Genomic DNA, 16,271 nt, shown 5'->3' on the forward strand with positions numbered 1-16,271 from the left:
TTTTACTACTCGCGATGATAAGGGTGGTTGTTATTCAAGCTCCAGCCACGGTAAAGGCTTTCGGCAACAATAATACGCACTAAAGGGTGCGGTAGTGTTAGGTTTGATAGTGACCACTTTTGTTCAGAGGCTGCGATACATTCAGGTGCTAAGCCTTCAGGGCCGCCAATTAACAAGCTAACATCACGTCCATCAAGTTGCCACTTCTCCATACTCTTAGCGAGTTGATGCGTATCCATTGGTTTACCGGTTACTTCCAAAGTAACAATACGGTTACCCTTTGGAATAGCCGCCAAGGTTTTTTCACCTTCGAGTTGTAAAATACGTTTGATATCCGCATTTTTACCACGCTTTCCTGCTGGTATCTCAACAAGTTCAAGTGGCATATCACGCGGAAAACGGCGTTGATACTCTGTAAATCCGGTTTCAACCCATGCTGGCATTTTTGTGCCAACAGCAATCAATTGTATCTTCAAAATGCGTACCTATGTTCTTGCTAAGGGTTAACCCCAAAGTTTCTCTAGATCATAGAAGTCACGTGTTTGATCTTGCATTACGTGTACAACAACATCACCTAGGTCAACAAGTACCCATTCGCCTTCGTTTTGGCCTTCATAACCAAGCGGCTCTTCACCCGCATGACGCGCCTCTTTGGCAACGTGATCGGCAATTGATTGTACGTGACGCTTAGAGTTACCAGAGCACACTAACATATAGTCAGTAATATCAGATTTACCACGAACATCGAGTTGTACCACATCACGAGCTTTCATATCGTCGATTTTATCAAGGGCAAAGGCGAGTAGTTGTTTAGAATCCAAAGTGTTTTCTCAAAATTAAATTATCGTAATTTGTTATTTTATCACGCAACCGCTATTTATTCATCTGTTTGGTAAAGATGATGCTGCGCGATATATTGACCGACGCTGTGTGGTAAAAGTTCCGTGATGTCATCATCTAAAAGTAGTTTTTTTCTGATTTTACTGGATGCGGCATCAACTTGTAAGCCATTTAAAAAGAACAGCTTACCAGCAGGATTATGCGCTAGTTGGTGAAGGTCACCCGTTTCAGCATGTGTTTTATAATCAGCCAGTTCACCCATTACTTGGCAGGATTGCCCTGGGCGTTGATACACCACAATATGACATAGCTTGACAATTTCTTGCCATTTAAACCATTTATCTAAGTTATTGAATGAATCCATGCCAATTAAAAACATAATCGGTGTAGAGGGGTTTTCTGCACGCAGCTCTTGCAAGCTCAACAGTGAATAGGACGCACCTTCTCGATTAAGTTCTCGGTAATCAATGGCAAAATGTGGATTGTTTTCAATCGCGAGTTTGAGCATATTAATGCGGTGCTCATCGCTTATACCTGGCTTAGCTTTGTGGGCAGGTATTGCGCAGGGCATAAAATAAAGCGTATTTAAGCCGCATTGCTGAACACATTGCTCAGCCATATTAATATGACCTAGATGGATTGGGTCAAATGTGCCACCAAAAATAGCAATCATCAATCACCACGCTTAGTCGAATGCTGGATGGCAAGGTAGTGCCATTTCGACAGGCTGACAAAACACTAAACATATATGTGTTAATGCTTGATAAGGTGCAACTAGATTCCCTTGCTTATAAGCGGCATCAAACTGCGCTAGGTGTTTAGTGATTTGTTCAAGGGCTTTAATATTAAGGCGGTTTAGGGCTTGTTGAGTCGTTGCTTGTTGGTTTTTCCAAATATTAAACTGTTTGTATAAATCAGCCATATTGGCACCATTTAAGCGCCCGTGTTGCATTGCCAACAAACTTGCTGCTTCTTTATTAATAGCCCAAAAGATACTCATGGCTTCCGTGTTGTCATCAGCAAGTTTACTCATAATTTTAACGACTTGTTCAGACTGACCTTGTAAAAGAGCATTGCTTAAATCGAAAATATCAAACTTAGATTGATTAAGTAGTCCTTGCATCACCGCTTGTTGATCAACTAAATCACTACCATACAGTAGCGATAGTTTTTCAAGTTCTTGATGACAAGCAAGCAGGTTACCTTCAGTGGCATCAATTAAGCTTTGTTTTGCATTGTTGTGCAGATTTAGGTTTAAACTGTCGCATTGGTCATCAAGCCAGCGACTCAAGTGATTCCCTGTTAGTGGGTAGCAAGGTACAAATACACCTTGTTTATCAAGTGCTTTAAACCACGCGCTACGTTGAATGTCTTGACTGGCTTTAGCACCTTTTAACACTAAAATAGTGTCTGGATTGACAAGCTCTACGAGCTGTTTAAATATTTGGCTACCTTGCGTACCAGGTTTTTGCTCGTTTAAGTCAAACTCGATTAAAGTACGCGCACTAAATAACGACATACTTTGATATTGGGCAATGATTTCTTGCCAATCAAAGCCTGGCATTAGTGTAAATTTAATAACTTCATCAAAGCCTTGCTGTTTAGCTGCTTGACGAATTTGCATGACGCACTGTGTAATTTGATAGGGCTCTTCACCAAACACCATGTAAAAAGGCGCAAGGCCTTTTTTTAACTGGCTAGGTAGCTGGTTTGCATAGCAACGCATTACAGTTGTGACAACTCTCGTACAATTCGACGACTTGCTTGCTTACGAATTTCGCTTAATAACAAGTCAAGCTCTTTGGCCTTTGCAAGCGCATTATCAGGGTCGTCTTGGTAATTACGATACAGCTCGAAGTTTTGGTTAATAGCTGGCTGACCAGGTCGTTTAAGTGTGTAACTAACACTGTAGGCTAATTCATATTCTGCAACTTGACCATTGTCGAATAACGATAAGATCTGACGCTCTAAGCGATCTCTATGAATTGTTAGCTCCGGCAATAGTCGATCGCTATGCTGAAGTTCAACCTTACTGGCAATCAACTCTTTTTCGACTAGCTCGAATAAGGCCGATTTCTCATCATCACCCACCAGTGAAATGACGTTTAAATCGTCAGGTAAGTTTGAGGCTTTCTTTAAATGAAAACCGCAACTTGTTAGTAATACACAGACTAGCACAAGGGCTAGTCTGTTTTTAAGTGCGTGAAGCGTTGCCATCTTAGTTGGCAACCACGTTAAGCAGCTTACCAGGTACGTAAATAACCTTACGAACTGTTACGCCATCTGTGAACTTAGTTACGTTCTCTTCAGCAAATGCTAGGGCTTCAACTTGCTCTTTGGTTGCATCGGCAGGCACTGTTAACTTAGCACGTAGTTTGCCGTTCACTTGTACAATGATGAGTTTCTCATCTTCAACAAGTGCAGATTCATCAACGGTAGGCCATGCCGCGTCTAAAATGTCGCCTTCTTTGCCAAGGTCTTGCCATAATTGGTGACACATATGCGGCGTGATAGGCGCAAGCATGATAAGCAATGCCTCAAGCGCTTCGTTAGCAATTGCCACATCTTGCTTATCAGCAAGTGGTGCTTTAAGCAACTTGTTCGAGATTTCCATGATTGCGGCGATAGCTGTGTTGAATGTTTGACGACGTTCAACGTCATCAGTGACTTTCGCAATGGCTTTATGTAGTTCACGACGAAGTACTTTTTGGTCGCTATTTAATGCAGATTTATCAAGTGCTTGATAGCCCACCGTTTCTACATCAACGGCGTATTTCCAAATACGTTTTAAGAAACGCATTGCACCTTCAACACCTGAGTCAGACCATTCTAGGGTTTGCTCTGGTGGCGCAGTGAACATCATGAATAAACGCACTGTATCTGCACCGTACTGGGCAATAACTTGTTGCGGGTCGATACCGTTATTTTTCGATTTCGACATTTTGCTCATGCCTGCAGAGAATACCGGCTCGCCATCTTCTTTGTGCCACGCTTTAACAACACGACCTTTGTCGTCTGTTTCAGTTTGTACGTCTGTTGGTGAAATCCAGATATCACCGCCTTTCTCATCTTTACGATAGAACGTATCAGCTAATACCATGCCTTGACATAGTAAGCGCTCAAATGGCTCATCTGAGTTTACTAAGCCAAAGTCACGTAATAACTTGTGGAAGAAACGTGAGTAAAGTAAGTGCAAGATCGCATGCTCAATACCTCCGATGTATTGGTTTACTGGTAACCAGTAATTTGCAGCACCAGGCTCAATCATGCCTTCGTCAAAACGTGGGCTACAGTAACGCGCGTAGTACCATGATGATTCCATAAAGGTATCGAAGGTATCTGTTTCGTGGAATGCAGGCGCGCCATTTACAGTTGTTTTTGCCCACTCAGGGTCAGCTTTGATTGGTGAAGTCACACCATTCATTACCACGTCTTCAGGTAAGCGAACTGGTAGCATGTCTTCAGTTGCAGCAAGCTCATCACCATTTTCGTCGCTAAGCATTGGGATTGGAGAACCCCAGTAACGTTGACGGCTAACACCCCAGTCACGTAGACGGAAGTTAACTTTACGCTCACCTACACCTAGCGCTTCTAGTTTATCTGCAACGGCATTAAACGCCGCTTCAAACTCAAGACCATCAAACTCACCAGAGTTAACTAACACGCCTTTTTCAGTAAATGCTTGGTTGTCTAAATCAACTGTTTCTTCAGAGCCAGCTGCTGGTGCGATAACTTGGTTGATCTCAAGGCCATAAGCTGATGCGAATTCAAAGTCACGTTGGTCGTGTGCAGGAACAGCCATTACAGCGCCTGAGCCGTAATCCATTAATACAAAGTTAGCAACCCAAATAGGTACTTGCTTACCCGTTAATGGGTGAATCGCATAAAAGCCCGTTGCAATGCCTTTTTTGTCCATGGTAGCCATGTCTGCTTCAGCGATTTTCGTGTTTTTACACTCATCAACAAACATTGCTACAGCGTCACTGTTTTTAGCTGCTTCTTGTGCAATTGGGTGACCGGCTGCAACAGCAACATATGTCACACCCATAAAGGTATCAGGGCGCGTTGTATAAACACTGAATGTATCGTCGTTATCAGCACGCTTGAATTCGATTTCTAAACCTTCAGAACGACCAATCCAGTTACGCTGCATGGTTTTAACTTGCTCAGGCCAGTGCTCAAGTTTGTCTAAATCGTCTAATAGCTCTTGTGCATAATCAGTGATTTTGATGAACCATTGTGGAATTTCTTTTTGCTCAACAATGGCACCAGAACGCCAACCTCGACCATCAATTACTTGTTCGTTCGCAAGTACTGTTTGGTCAACTGGATCCCAGTTTACTGTTGACATCTTTTTGTATACTAAGCCTTTTTCGTAAAGCTTGGTGAAGAACCATTGTTCCCACTTGTAGTATTCTGGGTGGCATGTAGCGATTTCACGATCCCAATCATAACCAAAGCCCAATTGCTTTAATTGGTCACGCATGTAATCGATGTTTTCATACGTCCACTTTGCAGGTGCGGTGTTGTTTTTGATTGCTGCATTTTCAGCGGGTAGGCCAAACGCATCCCAACCCATAGGTTGCATTACGTTTTTACCTTGCAAGCGTTGGAAGCGAGATACTACGTCACCAATGGTGTAGTTACGAACGTGACCCATGTGGAGTCGGCCGCTTGGGTATGGGAACATAGATAGGCAGTAATACTTTTCTTTGCTCTCATCTTCAGTGACTTTGAATACTTGGTTTTCTTCCCAGTAGGCTTGTACTTTTGACTCTATGTCTTGCGGGTTATATTGCTCTTGCATCTACGATTCCAGACTTCTTGCAGATTAATAAAAAATTGTCGATAAGGATAACTCAAAATACACGCTAATCACAGCGGCAAATAAGGGCTTTTATGAAATTCTCACTTTCAGGGCAGGTTAACCTATACTTGACTATAGTAAGTACTGATTTTTCATCATTTTTGAAGGAGTAAACGATGGCAGATTATAAATCATGGCTTAAAGACTTAAGCGAATGGCTGAAGGATGTTAAAGACAACGAGCTAAAAGATGCGATGGATAAGTTTGTTGAATCAGAGCAAGCACTCAAAGACTTAGGACAAGAAAAGCTTCATCAATATCGTGACTATTTAAAGCGCGATATCGATCACATCAAAGAAAATGATCAACACTATGATTCTTTAGCTTGGATGGAATTAAAAGAGTCCCTTTGGTACGAGTTATCGCATATCGAAGACAAAACACAACTTGAATGGCATGCACTAAATCAAGATTTTAAACACAATGGCGTCTATCAGCAGGGAGAATGGATAGCCATGGGCACATTAGTATGTAAAAATTGCCAGCATAGTTACGATGTTTACCACGCTACGCAAATTACCCCGTGTATTGAGTGTGGTGGTATTTACTTTAGCCGTAAGGCATTACAACCTTAATCAGTGACGCAGGCTTGGGCTGGGCGTTACCTATAATGCCCAGCTAACGCTGGGAAATAAGAAGTTAGAATGACAAAAAAACTGATCCCTCTACCTGTTAGCGCATTGGCACCTGAAATTGCCGACAATCATGTAGCCACTTGCATGAAAAACCCTTATCCAGAAACACTCACGTTTATTGGTCAACAACGAGCTCAAAGTGCGCTTGATTTTTCATTAGGTATGGAGTTACCTGGTTACAATGTGTATGTGATGGGGGAAGCCGCACTTGGCCGCTTTACTCTCGTTAAAGACAAATTAACAACTCATTCTAAAGAGCGCCCAACGCCTAACGAGTGGCTGTATGTTAATAATTATGATGATCATCGCGAACCAATAGCAATGTTTATGCAAGCAGGGCAGAGCAAGCAATTAGCTGATGATATAGATTCATTTATTGATGAAGTACTTGATACTTTTCCTGCTGCATTTGACAATCCAGGTTATCAGCGCAAGAAGAAATCAATCGACCGTGAATTTACCGATACTTACGATGCCGCAATCACTGCCGTGGAAATTGCAGCCCTTGAGCAAAGTGTGGCGTTGATTGAAGAAAACGGCGTTGTTGGTTTTGCGCCTTTAGTTAATGGCAAACAGCTCAGTGATACAGAATTTTCATCCCTTGATGAACCACTTCGAGACGAGTTTTATGAGGTCATTGAAAAGCTTGAAGATGCGTTAATAGAAGCGCTAATTGAGCTACCACGCTGGAAACGTGAATCCTCAGAAAAATTACGTAACTTAAAAAAATCAACCGCAGAGCTTGCTACTAAACCCTTGATTAAAGCACTTGAGCATAAATATGCTACACATATTGGTGTTCTGCGTTACTTAAAAGACATTCGCGAAGAAATCATCGATGCTGTACTTGAGTGGCTTGACGATGATGACAACGATGAAAACAAAGAAGACTTTGACCGTAAAGGCATGCTAACTGACTTCTTTGCGCCAAACATTCTGGTGGAGTACAAAGAAGGTGATGCTGCCCCTGTGGTGTATGAACCGAATCCAACCTTTGGCAATATTTTCGGCAAAATTGAATATGCAACCTCACAAGGTTCGCTTATCACCAGTTACCGTTCAATCCAACCAGGAGCACTGCACCGTGCGAATGGTGGCTATTTGATTATGGATGCCGAGAAAGTCATGGCTAACCCACAAGTATGGGATGGGCTTAAACTGTCTTTAAAAACGCATCAAATCAAAAACGACTTGCCATATCAAGACAGCTCAGTAGGAAGTAGCTTTACGTTACGCCCGCAGCTTATTCCTCTTGATGTAAAAATAGTGCTTTTAGGCTCACGAGACCTTTATTACACCATTGGTGAGTACGACGAAGAGTTTGCTGAGCTGTTTCGTGTACTGGCTGACTTTGATTATTACTTGCCAAGTAGCGATAAACTGCAATATCAGTTCATTACCAAGGTGACTGAATACTGTCAGCAAACATTACATTGCACGACAAACGAAGCCGCTATGGCGCGTTTGCTTAAGTTTAGCTACCGCCAAGCAGAGCATCATAACAAGCTCTCTGCGCGTTTTGCTGATGTACTAGAATTAGTGGCAGAAGCAAGCTTCTATGCAAAGCAGGATGGCCAAACTGTAATAGATGCTCATCATATTGATGAGGCGATTGTTGGCAAGCAATACCGCACAGGGCAAATCTCTGAGACCATGCTAAGTGACATCAAAGAGGGGCAAATTTTAATTGCCACTGAAGGTCATGCTGTGGGTAAAGTGAATGGTTTAACTGTGCTGCACATTGGTGATACTTCATTTGGTACACCAGCACGCATTACAGCCACTGTTTATGCAGGTGCTGATGGCGTGATTGACGTTGAACGCGAAGCAGAACTGGGTAAAGCAATTCACTCCAAAGGGGTGATGCTATTAACCGGTTACTTAGGTAATAAATACGCTCAGCAATTTAGTTTGACGCTCAGTGCTAATATCGCAATCGAACAAAGTTATGGCTATATCGACGGTGATAGCGCGTCACTGGCGGAGTTGTGTGCGCTTATATCAGCAATAACGAATCTACCTATTAGCCAATCAATTGCATTAACTGGCTCTATCAACCAACACGGGGACGTGCAATCAATTGGTGGTGTAAACGAGAAAATAGAGGGCTTCTTTAAGTTATGTAAAATGCGAGGCTTAACTGGCGAGCAAGGGGTGATCATCCCTAAATCAAACCAAGTGAATTTAGTGCTTGATAATGAAGTGCTCGACGCTGTCGAAAAAGGTCGTTTTAATATTTATGCCGTTGAAACAGTAGATCAAGCGTTGAGTCTATTAATGGAAAAAGAAGCTGGCGAAATGACCGAGCAAGGCTATCCTGATGGCTCTATCAATGCATTAGCACTTGCAAGACTGGCAAATATTGCAGATATCGTTAATGGCGATAATGATGATGAGAAGGACGCAGAATGATTAATTTAATACTTTTACTGATTATTGGTATTTTTTGTTTCTTAATTTTTAAAAATAGCAAAAAGGCTAAGCTGCAAGCCCTTGAAAATGAAAAACTCGCTGCTGATTTTTTAGCAACCAATAGTCAAGCTGATGATGTACACGAAACAGCTTCAGGTTTGCAATACAAAATAGAGCAAAGTGCAGGGAATGACGAAAAACCCAATGCGATTAGCAAAGTTAAAGTGCATTACCATGGCACGCTTATGGATGGCAGCGTATTTGATAGTTCAGTAGTACGTAACTCGCCAATTAGCTTTGGTTTGAACCAAGTGATTGCCGGTTGGACTGAGGGGTTACAGTTAATGAGCGAAGGGGATAAATTCACCTTTTATATTCCGCCGCAGCTTGCTTACGGGCGTAAGCGCGTTGGTAGTATTCCAGCTGGCTCATTACTGATATTTGATGTCGAGTTGATAAAGATAGAATCTTAAAACACAAAAAAAGGCTTCATCATGAAGCCTTTTTAATGGTTACTTTTTGAATCTTACAATCACACCAGCAGCACTGAGTAATATCACCACAACCCATACTGGCAAATTGCCGTATTGGCTATAAATACTATCGCCTTTGATGAGCGTAATTGTTGCCTCGAGTACATCGGCTTTAAATTGCGGCATAGCTAATTGTGATTTAGCGATGGGGTCGTAAACAGCGCTAATACCATTATTCGTCACTCGAATCAGCGGGCGCTGTAATTCAAGGGAACGCATACGCGCTATTTGCATATGCTGATGCGGGCCATGTGAGTCACCAAACCACGCATCGTTACTAACCGTGAATAAAATATCAGATTCACTGCGGTAATTGCCACGAACTAAACTAGCAAAAGCAATCTCATAACAGATTGCAGGTAAAATATTTAAGCCATTTGCCCGTAAATTGTTTTGCACTTCATCGCCGCGGGTAAAAGATGACATAGGCAAATCAAACAATGGCGCGATTGGGCGCAGTAATTCTTGAAATGGCACAAATTCACCAATCGGCAATAACTGATGCTTTTGATAGCGGTTTTTAGCTAAATACTGATAGTGGCCTTCGCTATCTTCCAGCTCTTTTTTACCAAGCACAATTAGCGTATTAAAAATGTTACGGGTGTCGTATTGGTAATCAACGATACCTGTAATAAGTGCCGTATTGTTAAATGTGGCAGCGCTATCAAGACCTGTTAAATACTCACTGGCCAATGCTTCGAGCTCTGGGACTGCGGCTTCAGGCCAAACAATTAAATCAGCATTCCAATGCAGGCGGGTCATGTCTTGGTATTTACTCATGGTATTCCAAAATTCTGACGGCTCAAAGCGTAAGTGCTGTTTAATATTACCTTGTACGAGAACTGTTTTGATTGTTTTATCTTGATACTTTGTAGGGCTGCTATTTGCGATAAAATATAAGCCTGTAAGTATTACGACAGAAATAATTAACGGTTTAATATCTTTGTTTATCAAGCGATAAAGCGAAAAGGCAATGAATACGCAAATAAGCGTGATACCAAACTCACCAATCACGGGTGCTAAAAAATTCAGCGGGCTGTCTGTTTGGGTGTAACCAAAGCTCAGCCAAGGAAAACCGGTAAGCAAAGTACCGCGTAAATATTCTGTAATAGCAACGGTAGCAAGTAACCAACAAATAAAGCTATAGGGGCCGTTAGCAAGACGTGTAGCGAGCCAAGCGGCTAATGCAGGATACAGGGCTAAATATGCGCACAGTAAAACCATAAGCGAAATAGAGGCAATCAGTGGCATGCCGCCAAAAGTCGCTATAGAAACATGCACCCAGCTAATACCTGCACCAAACCAGCCCAAACCAAAGATAAAGCCATATTTGGCACTTTGCTTTGCTGCGGTCTTACCACTTGCAAGGGGGTTAATGCAGTAGAGAAGGGCACCGAGTGATATAAAAGCAATATACCAAAGATTAAAGGGGGCGTAGCTAAGGGTCAAAAAGAGGCCCGCAATAAGTGCGAGCCAGGCTTTTTTATCTTTTGCAAGAAGGCTTAGGTTAGTTAGCAGTTTCTTCACTGTCGTTATCATCAGCCTTAGGAATAGTTACTTGCAATTGCAAGATGCGACGATTGTCCGCATTGGTGACTTTAAACTGTAAACCATCAATATCAATGGTTTCACCACGGCTCGGCATATGGCCAAACGCATGCAATACAGTACCACCAATAGTATCTGCATCTGAGGTACTGTAACCTGTTTTAAAGTATTCGTTAAAGTCGTCGACCGGTGTCAGTGCTTGCACGGCATAAACATGCTTTGCAACTTGACGAATATCTTGTTGGTCTTCGCTTTCATCGTGCTCATCTTCAATTTCACCAACGATGATTTCGAGAATATCTTCAATAGTTACAAGACCAGATACACCGCCATATTCATCGATTACAATGGCCATGTGGTAACGCTGTTGACGAAACTCGTTAAGGAGCGTGTCAACACGTTTACTCTCTGGCACCACAACGGCTGGTCGTAAATAATCACGTAAAGAAGGTAGTTGCTCATCTTTGTTGATGATCAATGGTAATAGGTCTTTAGCTAATAAAATACCTTCAACATGGTCTTTATCTTCGCATACGACAGGAAAGCGTGAGTGCGTAGAATCGACCATCATAGGTAATAGCTGTTCTAGAGGTGTATCGACTTCTAGGGTGACCATTTGTGAGCGCGGTATCATTATATCGCGCACTTTTAGCTCTGATACACCCAGTACCCCTTCAATCATATCCTTTGTTTCAGGGTCGATAAGGTCGCGTTCTTGCGCATCGGCAATTACTTCTACCAGCTCTTCTCTATTCTGGGGTTCCCCTTGCAACATTTGGGCTATACGGCCCAACCAAGTTTTGCCAGAAGAACCCTGGCTAGTTTGCGAGTTGTCGTCGCTCATTGCGTCTAATTGCTCCGTTAATTTAAATATCGTCTCGATATGGGTCAGCGATGTTCAGATCGGCAAGTAACTGCTTTTCTATGCTTTCCATTTCAAGTGCATCTTCGTCCTTTATATGGTCAAATCCAAGTAAATGCAAGCATCCATGAATCACCATATGGGCAAAATGGTCGTGAAAGGCCTTTTCTTGTTCAATTGACTCGGCTAAAACAATCGCCGGACAAATGATTAAGTCACCGACTAAAGGTAACTCAATGCCAGGTGGTGCTTCAAACGGAAACGATAAGACATTAGTCGGCTTGTCTTTACCACGGTAGTCATTATTAAGCTGTTGACTTTGTGCCTCATCACTTATCACAATAGTCAGTTCAGCGTCTTCACGATAATTGCTAAGGGCTTTATCAGCCCAAAGCTGGAATTGTTCAAAGCTGGGTAAGTTGTCAAACTCACAGGCTATTTGTAGGTCTAATTCGGTCACGAGTTTGCTTCTTGTTGGTTTGCTTGTGATTCTTTAATGCGTTGCTTTTCAGCTCGCTTTAAACGCTCAGCTTCATCATTACGCTCGTAGGCTTCTACAATACGAGCTACGACAGGGTGACGCACAACATCATGAGATTGGAAGAAGTTAAAACTAATTGCTTCAACACCATTGAGTACCTCAATTGCATGGCGTAAGCCTGAGCGCGCACCGCGCGGTAAATCGACCTGGGTGATATCACCAGTAATTACCGCTTTCGAATTAAAACCAATACGGGTTAAGAACATTTTCATTTGTTCTGCTGTGGTGTTTTGGCTTTCATCTAGAATGATAAAGGCATCATTCAATGTACGACCACGCATATATGCAAGTGGGGCAACTTCTATGATGTTCTTTTCAATGAGCTTTTCAACGCGCTCAAAACCAAGCATTTCAAATAATGCATCGTAAAGAGGGCGCAAATAAGGGTCGATTTTTTGACTCAAATCACCTGGTAAGAAACCGAGTTTTTCACCTGCTTCAACGGCAGGGCGCGTAAGTAGAATACGACGAATTTCTTGGCGCTCAAGGGCATCAACAGCGGCTGCAACGGCGAGGTAAGTTTTACCTGTACCAGCAGGGCCAATACCAAAGGTAATGTCGTGATGCAAAATATTTGCAATGTACACGCCTTGGTTGTCGTTTCGCGGTTTAATTACGCCACGGCGAGTTTTAATAACCATGTCTTTGCCATAAACGCCTGGATTTTCATCTTGCTCGAGGGCATTTGATTCGCTAATTGCTAAATGAACCGCTTCAGGTTCTATCTCACCAATTTGACCACGTACAGGTTGAGTATCAACATAAAGGTTTTTTAAGATTTCTACACTCGCTGCAGCACAGTGAAGCTTACCAGTGACTCTGAAAAAATTATCGCGATGAGCAATTTCTACACCTAATCGGCGCTCAATTTGTTTGATATTTTCGTCAAACGGACCACATAAAGATGAAAGGCGTTTATTGTCGGCGGGTTCTAAATAAATCTCTAAAGTTTTTAATTGATTACTCAAAATAGCTTCCTATTGATGGGTGCAGGCCATGCCTGCACCAAATTTTCCCCTACGGGACGAAAGTAGCAACGCCAATTTCGTTAGGGGCTTGTGCAGCTTCAGCCTCGGCTGCCTTACTTAAAATAGATGATGGCGCCACGTCACGGCGTAAGTTCATCTCTGATTCTGTACGAATTAATTCACCACGTAAAGAATTTGGCAATGCTTCAGTAATACGTACATCAACGAATTGACCGATCACAGAGTGTGGGCCTTCAAAATTTACAACTCGGTTGTTTTCTGTACGGCCACGTAATTCCATTGGGTTCTTCTTAGAAGGACCTTCAACTAAAATACGTTGTTCGGTATCAAACATTTGGCGGCTGATTTGCTGCGCCATTTGCGTAATACGATTTTGTAACAGGTATAAACGTTCTTTTTTCTCTTGCTCTGATACATCATCTGGTAAATCAGCAGCAGGCGTACCAGGGCGAGCACTGTAGATAAAGCTAAAGCTCATATCAAAACCGATATCATTGATAAGGTTCATGGTTGCTTCAAAGTCAGCTTTACTTTCGCCTGGGAAACCAATGATGAAATCTGATGACATACTTAGATTAGGGCGAATTTTACGTAACTTACGAATCGTTGATTTGTACTCGAGTGCAGTATGGCCACGTTTCATAAGGTTTAAAATACGGTCTGAACCACTTTGCACTGGTAAGTGCAGGTGATCAACAAGTTCAGGTACATCAGCATAGGCGTCAATGATATCTGGCGTAAATTCTACAGGGTGTGAAGTGGTGTAACGAATACGGTCAATACCGTCAATCGCTGCCACATAACGTAATAGATCAGAGAAGTAACAAATTTCACCGTCGTGAGTTTCACCGCGATAGGCATTTACGTTTTGACCAAGTAGGTTCACTTCGCGAACACCTTGCTCTGCAAGTTGTGCAACTTCAAGTAATACGTCATCAAGTGGACGGCTTACTTCTTCACCTCGCGTATAAGGTACTACGCAGAATGTACAGTATTTAGAACAACCTTCCATAATAGATACAAACGCAGTAGGGCCTTCCGCTTTTGGTTCAGGTAGGCGGTCAAACTTCTCAATCTCAGGGAATGAAACATCAACTACCGAGCTGCTGTCGCCACTTTGTACTTGCTTAATCATTTCTGGTAAGCGGTGTAATGTTTGCGGGCCAAATATTACATCAACAAACGGCGCACGTTGACGAATTGAATCACCCTCTTGCGATGCAACACAGCCACCAACACCAATGATTAATTCAGGCTTATCATCTTTTAATAGTTTCCAACGGCCAAGCTGATGGAATACTTTTTCTTGTGCTTTTTCACGGATTGAACAGGTATTGAGTAAGATCACGTCAGCATCTTCAGCTTCTTCAGTTAACTGATAGCCGTTAGTCGCATCTAGTAGATCAGCCATCTTCTGAGAGTCGTACTCGTTCATCTGACAACCCCAGGTTTTAATATGCAGCTTTTTACTCATTGAAATATAGCCTCGTTTTCAATTCGGTAGTGACACAAAAATGTGTTAGAAACAGGATTAAGTGGCAAGTATGCCGACTTAAAGGACGCGTATTTTAGCTGGATACCCGCACAGATCCAAGTATAGTTTTTATCTTTGTGGTGTGAAATCAAACAAGTCACTGTTTTGAAATTCTTAAGCAGTAAATGCACTGACACTGATTATTGAATTACGTTACAATTTGCTGCGTATTTAAATAGCCAAATGAGCGAATATTAAATGAATAAAAATAAGGTAATTGTTGTCGGTGGTGGCATGGTCGGTGCTGCTATAGCGATAAAACTGGCTAAACAGGGGAGGGATGTCACCGTTATTGAAAAGCACCTTATCGATGCTGATCATATTCTTAGCTCAGATAAGGTCGATATTCGCATTTCGGCTATTAATCGTTTTTCAGAAAATTTACTCGATGACCTTGGTGCCATGCCGTTACTAAGACAAAATCGCATTGCGCCTTATCAACAACTAGAGGCCTACCAGCAACAAGGCGAAAATTTATTGTTTGATTGCCATGAGATTGGCGAAACGCATTTAGGTCATTTAATCGAAAATAATTTAATTCAAGCCAGTCTTTGGCAGCAATTCGCCAAGTACGACATCGAAGTGATAGAGCAATTATCAGCCATTACGAATATTACTCACACGGCTGATTCAATCACCTTACAGTATGGCGATACTCAATATACTGCCGATTTAGTTGTTGCAGCAGATGGTGGACAGTCACAATTGCGAACTAAAGCTGGCTTGGGTGTAACGGGTTGGCAATATGCTCAGCACTGCATGGGTGTGTTAATTAAATTAGATGCCCCGCAGCAAGTAAAAACGTGGCAACAATTTACGCCAACCGGACCCGTGGCGTTTTTACCCATGCAGGCGCCTTATGCTAATTTAATTTGTTATCACGATGCTGCGGTTTTAAAGCAGTGGCAAAAATTGTCGAATGAGCAACTTAAAGCAACGCTCATTGCGCATTTCCCTGAACTACCGGGCGACTTTGAGTTGCTTGAGCAGGCTGTTTTTCCACTTGCACGCCAACATGCCAATGATTATTCGCACGGCCGTTTAGTTTTAGTCGGTGACTCGGCGCACACAATTAACCCGCTCGCTGGACAAGGTGTGAACTTAGGCTTTCAAGATGTTGTAGCACTGGCAGATATTTTGGCAGATCAACCTGATGTTGGTCAGCAAGCGTTACTCAAACGCTACGAGAAAAAACGCCGTCATGCTAATTTGCTAATGATGAGTATGATGGATGCCTGTTACTTTGGTTTTTCAAACGAGATAAAACCACTGAGTTGGGTGCGCAGTAAGTTCTTAAAGCTTGCTAATAACACAGGACCTGCAAAGAACTGGGTTTTAAAGTATGCGATCAGCGGGACATTAAGTTAACCACATAGTGATAGAGACTAAACACGGGTTAATGAAAATTAGCCCGTTTTTTTTGTGCTAAATAAAAATGAATTAAATTTTGGAAAAATTAGAAATTAGAAATTAGAAATTAGAAATTAGAAATTAGAAATTAGAAATTAGA

15 protein-coding genes are annotated in these 16,271 nt (G+C 42.2%); 4 read left to right on the plus strand and 11 right to left on the minus strand.

All coding sequences use genetic code 11. The features are described from left to right. Positions 1–5 precede the first annotated feature (5 nt). Genes rlmH through leuS form a run of 6 tightly spaced genes read right to left on the minus strand, consistent with a single transcriptional unit; the run spans position 6 to position 5,647 of the window. Positions 6–476, minus strand: coding sequence for a 23S rRNA (pseudouridine(1915)-N(3))-methyltransferase RlmH (gene rlmH, locus PAARA_RS19510; protein WP_062570646.1), 471 nt, complete (start codon positions 474–476; stop codon positions 6–8). A gap of 27 nt (positions 477–503) precedes the next feature. Next, positions 504–821, minus strand: coding sequence for a ribosome silencing factor (gene rsfS / locus PAARA_RS19515; RefSeq protein WP_062570647.1), 318 nt, complete (start codon positions 819–821; stop codon positions 504–506). A gap of 56 nt (positions 822–877) precedes the next feature. Further along, complete coding sequence (gene nadD, locus PAARA_RS19520; RefSeq protein ID WP_062570648.1) at positions 878–1,513, minus strand: nicotinate-nucleotide adenylyltransferase; 636 nt, start codon at positions 1,511–1,513, stop codon at positions 878–880. 12 nt (positions 1,514–1,525) lie between these two features. Further along, positions 1,526–2,566: a DNA polymerase III subunit delta gene (holA, locus tag PAARA_RS19525; protein ID WP_062570649.1), complete on the minus strand. Its 1,041-nt coding sequence runs from the start codon at positions 2,564–2,566 to the stop codon at positions 1,526–1,528. Next, a complete protein-coding gene (locus PAARA_RS19530; RefSeq protein WP_062570650.1) occupies positions 2,566–3,057 on the minus strand; it encodes an LPS-assembly lipoprotein LptE in 492 nt (163 codons plus the stop codon). Before PAARA_RS19530 ends, holA begins: the two co-directional genes overlap by 1 nt. Position 3,058: 1 nt before the next feature. Continuing rightward, positions 3,059–5,647: a leucine--tRNA ligase gene (gene leuS / locus PAARA_RS19535; RefSeq protein ID WP_062570651.1), complete on the minus strand. Its 2,589-nt coding sequence runs from the start codon at positions 5,645–5,647 to the stop codon at positions 3,059–3,061. Positions 5,648–5,823: 176 nt separating this feature from the next. On the opposite strand from leuS, the gene PAARA_RS19540 reads away from it, so the two are divergent. The 3 genes from PAARA_RS19540 (at position 5,824) to PAARA_RS19550 (ending at position 9,227) form a co-directional block, all read left to right on the plus strand. Continuing rightward, entirely contained in the window at positions 5,824–6,282 is a 459-nt protein-coding gene (locus tag PAARA_RS19540) for a zinc ribbon-containing protein (RefSeq protein ID WP_062570652.1), read from the plus strand. 69 nt (positions 6,283–6,351) lie between these two features. After that, positions 6,352–8,754 carry a Lon protease family protein gene (locus PAARA_RS19545; protein ID WP_062570653.1) on the plus strand — a complete coding sequence of 801 codons (2,403 nt, stop codon included), beginning with the start codon at positions 6,352–6,354 and terminating at the stop codon, positions 8,752–8,754. Further along, entirely contained in the window at positions 8,751–9,227 is a 477-nt protein-coding gene (locus PAARA_RS19550; protein WP_062570654.1) for a BamJ family beta-barrel-assembly machinery protein, read from the plus strand. Before PAARA_RS19545 ends, PAARA_RS19550 begins: the two co-directional genes overlap by 4 nt. Before the next feature lie 39 nt (positions 9,228–9,266). On the opposite strand, the gene lnt is transcribed toward PAARA_RS19550, so the two are convergent. From lnt to miaB, 5 genes are read right to left on the minus strand one after another with little or no spacing between them, the layout of a single operon-like run. Continuing rightward, positions 9,267–10,814, minus strand: coding sequence for an apolipoprotein N-acyltransferase (lnt, locus tag PAARA_RS19555; RefSeq protein ID WP_209438193.1), 1,548 nt, complete (start codon positions 10,812–10,814; stop codon positions 9,267–9,269). After that, positions 10,795–11,679 carry a CNNM family magnesium/cobalt transport protein CorC gene (corC, locus tag PAARA_RS19560; RefSeq protein ID WP_062570656.1) on the minus strand — a complete coding sequence of 295 codons (885 nt, stop codon included), beginning with the start codon at positions 11,677–11,679 and terminating at the stop codon, positions 10,795–10,797. The genes lnt and corC overlap by 20 nt, the downstream gene beginning before the upstream one ends. Positions 11,680–11,701: 22 nt before the next feature. Continuing rightward, positions 11,702–12,157 carry an rRNA maturation RNase YbeY gene (gene ybeY, locus PAARA_RS19565; protein ID WP_062570657.1) on the minus strand — a complete coding sequence of 152 codons (456 nt, stop codon included), beginning with the start codon at positions 12,155–12,157 and terminating at the stop codon, positions 11,702–11,704. Then, positions 12,154–13,206, minus strand: coding sequence for a PhoH family protein (locus PAARA_RS19570; RefSeq protein ID WP_062570658.1), 1,053 nt, complete (start codon positions 13,204–13,206; stop codon positions 12,154–12,156). The genes ybeY and PAARA_RS19570 overlap by 4 nt, the downstream gene beginning before the upstream one ends. A gap of 49 nt (positions 13,207–13,255) precedes the next feature. After that, complete coding sequence (miaB, locus tag PAARA_RS19575) at positions 13,256–14,701, minus strand: tRNA (N6-isopentenyl adenosine(37)-C2)-methylthiotransferase MiaB (protein WP_062570659.1); 1,446 nt, start codon at positions 14,699–14,701, stop codon at positions 13,256–13,258. A 258-nt stretch (positions 14,702–14,959) separates the two neighbouring features. Here miaB and PAARA_RS19580 point away from each other — a divergent pair, with 258 nt between their 5' ends. Next, positions 14,960–16,129 carry an FAD-dependent oxidoreductase gene (locus PAARA_RS19580; RefSeq protein ID WP_062570660.1) on the plus strand — a complete coding sequence of 390 codons (1,170 nt, stop codon included), beginning with the start codon at positions 14,960–14,962 and terminating at the stop codon, positions 16,127–16,129. The last annotated feature ends 142 nt before the right edge of the window (positions 16,130–16,271 follow it).

Origin of the sequence: Pseudoalteromonas arabiensis (assembly GCF_001550155.1) — a bacterium.
GTDB lineage: Bacteria > Pseudomonadota > Gammaproteobacteria > Enterobacterales > Alteromonadaceae > Pseudoalteromonas > Pseudoalteromonas arabiensis.

Excerpts from the sequence above, each read along its gene's own strand:
- PAARA_RS19580 (WP_062570660.1), top strand. The coding sequence starts at position 14,960 with ATGAATAAAAATAAGGTAATTGTTGTCGGTGGTGGCATGGTCGGTGCT.
- PAARA_RS19530 (WP_062570650.1), bottom strand. The coding sequence starts at position 3,057 with ATGGCAACGCTTCACGCACTTAAAAACAGACTAGCCCTTGTGCTAGTC.
- PAARA_RS19545 (WP_062570653.1), top strand. The coding sequence starts at position 6,352 with ATGACAAAAAAACTGATCCCTCTACCTGTTAGCGCATTGGCACCTGAA.
- nadD (WP_062570648.1), bottom strand. The coding sequence starts at position 1,513 with ATGATTGCTATTTTTGGTGGCACATTTGACCCAATCCATCTAGGTCAT.
- PAARA_RS19550 (WP_062570654.1), top strand. The coding sequence starts at position 8,751 with ATGATTAATTTAATACTTTTACTGATTATTGGTATTTTTTGTTTCTTA.
- miaB (WP_062570659.1), bottom strand. The coding sequence starts at position 14,701 with ATGAGTAAAAAGCTGCATATTAAAACCTGGGGTTGTCAGATGAACGAG.
- PAARA_RS19540 (WP_062570652.1), top strand. The coding sequence starts at position 5,824 with ATGGCAGATTATAAATCATGGCTTAAAGACTTAAGCGAATGGCTGAAG.
- holA (WP_062570649.1), bottom strand. The coding sequence starts at position 2,566 with ATGCGTTGCTATGCAAACCAGCTACCTAGCCAGTTAAAAAAAGGCCTT.
- corC (WP_062570656.1), bottom strand. The coding sequence starts at position 11,679 with ATGAGCGACGACAACTCGCAAACTAGCCAGGGTTCTTCTGGCAAAACT.
- leuS (WP_062570651.1), bottom strand. The coding sequence starts at position 5,647 with ATGCAAGAGCAATATAACCCGCAAGACATAGAGTCAAAAGTACAAGCC.